Source organism: Yoonia sp., from assembly GCF_017854565.1.
Taxonomy (GTDB): domain Bacteria; phylum Pseudomonadota; class Alphaproteobacteria; order Rhodobacterales; family Rhodobacteraceae; genus Yoonia.
The window spans coordinates 1-3,929 of the sequence record NZ_JAFMHJ010000098.1 but is presented as its reverse complement, the minus strand read 5'-3'; the positions used below and the strand labels follow the sequence as shown (position 1 = coordinate 3,929).

The following is a 3,929-nucleotide window of genomic DNA, read 5'->3' as shown; positions in this document are numbered from 1 at the left end:
ACCCGGATCAAGGCCGCCCACACCCAGCCGCTCAGCGAGGAACAACTCGCCATGGCCGCCGCCCAAGCCGCCGAGCGGCAATACATGAACTTCAATCAGGAGAATTTGCAGTGATCCCGCAATTTACCCGTTCCGTTTTCACAAGTGCGGCGGCCGCAGCACTTGCTTTCGCTGTCAGTGGGCCTGTCGCCGCACAGGGCGTTCCCACGGTCGACACCCAGAACATCGCCCAGGAAATCCGCCAACTTCAGCAAATGTTACAGGACTTCGGGCTCCAAACCGATCTCCTCGACAATGCCCTCGAGCAGCTCGACATGCTGCAAAGCCAACTCGATCAACTGAACGAGATGTATGCCTCACTCACCGGACCGCGCAGCATCCTCGGCCTTGCGATGGGCGGGGATCTGGACAACCTGCTCGAGGCGAATTTTGAAGATATTCCCGGTCTGATCCGGGGCATCCAGGCGGGCGACTGGAGCAGCCTCATCGGCCCTAATGCAGGCCCGATGCGCACGCAGATGGAAGCGGCGCTGGCAAGTGCCGGTTTTGACGAAGATTCCCTGCGCGAGATTGCCACCAGCGGCAGTCCAGGGGCGGAAGGCGTGGCCACCCGCGCAACCACAGGGGCCGTCATGTCCGCCGCTGCCCAGAACAGTCATGCCGAGGCCGAACAGTCCCTCGAGCGGGTTGAACGTCTGGTCGAGATGATCCCGGACATGGAGGATCTGAAAGCCTCCATGGACCACAATACCCGCGTTACAGCAGAACTCGCCATCGCCATGACACGCATGTGGGAATTGGAAGCGATCCAGACCCTCGGCGCGGGCAATGCAGGCGTGGTCGATGCCGCCACCGTTGCCGAAGAGCGCCGGTACATGGACTTCACCCTACCGGAACTTCGACCATGAGTGGAGGAGTGGGGATGAACACACGCGAGCTCGTGGAGGAGGAGCTTGTTTATGGTGCCCTGCGCCGTGAACAACTGTGGAGAATGATCGGTCTCGGTGGCGCGGGTTTTGGCGCGGTGGGCTGTCTCGCAGCCGCAGCTGTCGCGCTGATGGTTGAGGCACCGCCCCCAGTCGTTGTGCCCTATGATCCGGCAACAGGCATGGCACTCCCGAACGCCAGGGTCGAGACTGCGTCCCTCGCCGAGCGACCCGCCGTCATCGAGGCGCAAATCTACCGCTACATTTATGAGCGCGAGACCTACAATCAGCTCGACAATGATCTGCGTGTGCGCCGGGTTCTGGCACAGTCATCCGGTGCCGCCGAGACGAGCATGCGCGCAATATGGACGTCCGGGCAGGAGAACTATCCGCCGACGCGGTACGGCACATCAGCTGAAATGGCCGTCGAAATCGCCTCGATCACACTGATCGGCGAAAACCGTGCGCAGGTGCGCCTCAGGAAACGCTTGACCAGCCCGCAGGGTGTGCAGGACGGATCGTTTACAGCGACGCTGATGTTTGCGTTTCAGCCCGAACGGACCCGCTCAATCGATGATGTCTGGCAAAACCCCTTCGGCTTCACCGTCACCCAATATGCAATCCGATCGGACCGTTCCGAATGATCCCTTTTCCCGTTCATGCCTTTTTCATCGCCGGCGCGTTGGCCCTGGCGGCTCCCGCCGTTCTTGCCGAGACCACACCGCGTCCGGGCTCTCATGACAACCGCGTTCGGGTCGCCACATGGACCGAAGGGCAGGTTTACCGTATCGTCACCACCCTGACCCGAGTGACCACCGTCGAGTTCGGCGAAGGTGAGACCATACGCTCGATCATCGCGGGCGACACGGTGGGATTCCAGTTCGACGGCGTCCCCGGCGGCCGCGCCTTTGCCATCAAGCCCGCGGCCTCGGGCGTAGCGACCAACATCACGGTCTATACCAACCGCCGCTCCTATTACTTCCACGTCGTTGAGGCGCGCGAGACACCACATTATGTGGTGCAGTTCCGCTATCCTGAAAACCGCGTTCAGCCTACCCGGGCGGTCGCAGCTGAGGCTCCCAACGCGAACTATGCGGTCAGCGCCCGGGAAGAGTTCACGCCAACAGCCATCTGGGATGACGGCACCTTCACCTATTTCCGCTTCGCGCGGAATGCGCCGGTCCCGGCGATCTTCCGGTATTCCAATGGCAGGGAGCGGGCGGTGAATAGCCAGGCCCTGAGTGATGGCGTGATCCGCGTCTCCGGCGTGAACCGGCAATGGGTTCTTCGCTTGGGTGGAGCTGTCGTCTGTGTTCAGGACGCAGGGACCGAGGCCACATCATGACGCAGGATACCGAAGATCTTGCCGCACGGCTTGCGGCGCTTGAGGGCACCACAGCAAAAGCACGGGTGAGTAAACGCCCATCACCGCTCGCTGCAATCCTTGGAATTACCGGTATCGCGGCGTTCGGTGGTCTCGCCTGGGCTGCCCTGCAATCGTCCCCGGATGCTCCAATGGTGACTGCGGCCCCCGAGGAGTTCCAGAACTCCGGGCCCGGCTTCGGGGACCTGGGACGCCCACCTGTAGCACAGCCAGCACCGACGCCTCCGGTGGAGACCGGTCCGACCGAATCCGAGCTTGCGCTGATGGAAAGCCTTGCAACTTTGCGGGCCGAACTCGAAGAAATGCGGGCACGCCCGACTGAGACATCGGACAACGGTGCTGAACAGGCCATCGCAGACCTCACGGCTCAGATCGCGGCGCTGCAGGAGGGCTCCGCTGAGGCACAGCGCACGCTGGAGCGGCAGTTGACCGAACGCGACCGTGAACTTGACCAACTGCGCATGGACCTTGAGGTCGCGCGCCTGACCCCGCCCGCGCCGACGGATCTCGGCCCCAACGAGGAGGAACTGCGGCTGGCTGAACTTGAGCGCCGACGTGCCGCTGAGGCTGAGGCGCGAGCAGAACGGATTGCGTCGCCCATGATCGCGTTTTCCGGGATGGGGGCAGGGACAGACCGCGAAAGTACGATTGAAGCAGCGCGCTTGAATGCCGATGAAGCCTTCGTGCGCGCCGGTGCGCGACCCGCGCCCGTCACGCGCGCTGAGGTGATTGTGAACCCAACGAACACGGTTATTCAGGGCACCATGATCCAGGCGGTGACCGAAACCGCACTCGACAGCACGCTGCCCGGTGCAATCCGCGCCATCGTATCCGAAGATGTCCATTCCTTTGACGGAACGCGCGTCCTGATCCCGCGCGGTGCGCGCCTGATTGGGCGATACCGCTCCGATGTGGCGCTGGCACAGTCCCGGGTTATGGTGGCCTGGGACAGGATCATTCTGCCTGACAACCAGACAGTGGAGATCAGCGCCTTCGGCGGAGACGAGCTTGGCCGCACAGGCACCACCGGTTTTGTCGACACTCGCTTTGCGCAGCGCTTCGGCTCTGCCGCGCTGATCTCGTTGATCGGTGCCCTGCCAGCTGCCGCAGCGGGCCAGATCGATGACGAGGCTGCTGCCGATGTCGCCAGCGATGTCGGCTCGGACCTGCGCGATAGCACCCAAAGCGTGATGCAGGATTATCTCGCGATCCGCCCCGTGATCCATGTCGATCAGGGCACGCGGATCACGGTCATGGTTGACCGCGACCTGGAGATATTCTGACATGGCAGCAAGCTATCTCGAAGCCTCGCTCGATCGGCTCGGTGCGCCCGTGCAGCGCGAAGACACGATCGAGATCTGCATCAATCCGGACGGGCAGGTCTGGGGAGAGTTCCAGGGTGATCACTTTATGCAGGGGCTCGGCACCCCGCTCACCCAGACCGAGATCAAGGACCTTGGCAACCAGATCGCCTCGGCCGCCTCAACCACGCTCAGCACCAAGAAGCCAATCGTCTCGGTATCGATTCTCTATCGCGAACGTCCAATCCGGGCGCAAGTCATTCAGCCTCCCGCAGTTGAGGGCGGGTTCTCGATCTCGCTGCGCTTTTTCTCCTCCCT

The 3,929-nt window shown here is 62.6% G+C and carries 4 protein-coding genes and 1 pseudogene; all 5 read left to right on the top strand.

Annotated features, from left to right (window positions below; translation table 11 throughout):
• Positions 1 to 113: 113 nt before the first annotated feature.
• Positions 114 to 908 carry a type IV secretion system protein gene (locus tag QZ196_RS17335; RefSeq protein ID WP_217650109.1) on the top strand — a complete coding sequence of 265 codons (795 nt, stop codon included), beginning with the start codon at positions 114 to 116 and terminating at the stop codon, positions 906 to 908.
• Between the two features lie 14 nt (positions 909 to 922).
• Positions 923 to 1,570, top strand: a complete 648-nt coding sequence (locus QZ196_RS17330) for a type IV secretion system protein (protein WP_296428617.1) — start codon at positions 923 to 925, stop codon at positions 1,568 to 1,570.
• Positions 1,567 to 2,271 (top strand): TrbG/VirB9 family P-type conjugative transfer protein, encoded by a 705-nt coding sequence (locus tag QZ196_RS17325; protein WP_296428615.1) that lies wholly within the window; start codon positions 1,567 to 1,569, stop codon positions 2,269 to 2,271. The genes QZ196_RS17330 and QZ196_RS17325 overlap by 4 nt, the downstream gene beginning before the upstream one ends.
• A complete protein-coding gene (locus QZ196_RS17320) occupies positions 2,268 to 3,593 on the top strand; it encodes a TrbI/VirB10 family protein (RefSeq protein ID WP_296428614.1) in 1,326 nt (441 codons plus the stop codon). The genes QZ196_RS17325 and QZ196_RS17320 overlap by 4 nt, the downstream gene beginning before the upstream one ends.
• 1 nt (position 3,594) lies before the next feature.
• A pseudogene (locus QZ196_RS17315) lies at positions 3,595 to 3,929 on the top strand (ATPase, T2SS/T4P/T4SS family); the annotation flags it as partial.

Coding starts and splice junctions, on each gene's coding strand:
- QZ196_RS17330 (WP_296428617.1), top strand. CDS start 923: ATGAACACACGCGAGCTCGTGGAGGAGGAGCTTGTTTATGGTGCCCTG.
- QZ196_RS17325 (WP_296428615.1), top strand. CDS start 1,567: ATGATCCCTTTTCCCGTTCATGCCTTTTTCATCGCCGGCGCGTTGGCC.
- QZ196_RS17320 (WP_296428614.1), top strand. CDS start 2,268: ATGACGCAGGATACCGAAGATCTTGCCGCACGGCTTGCGGCGCTTGAG.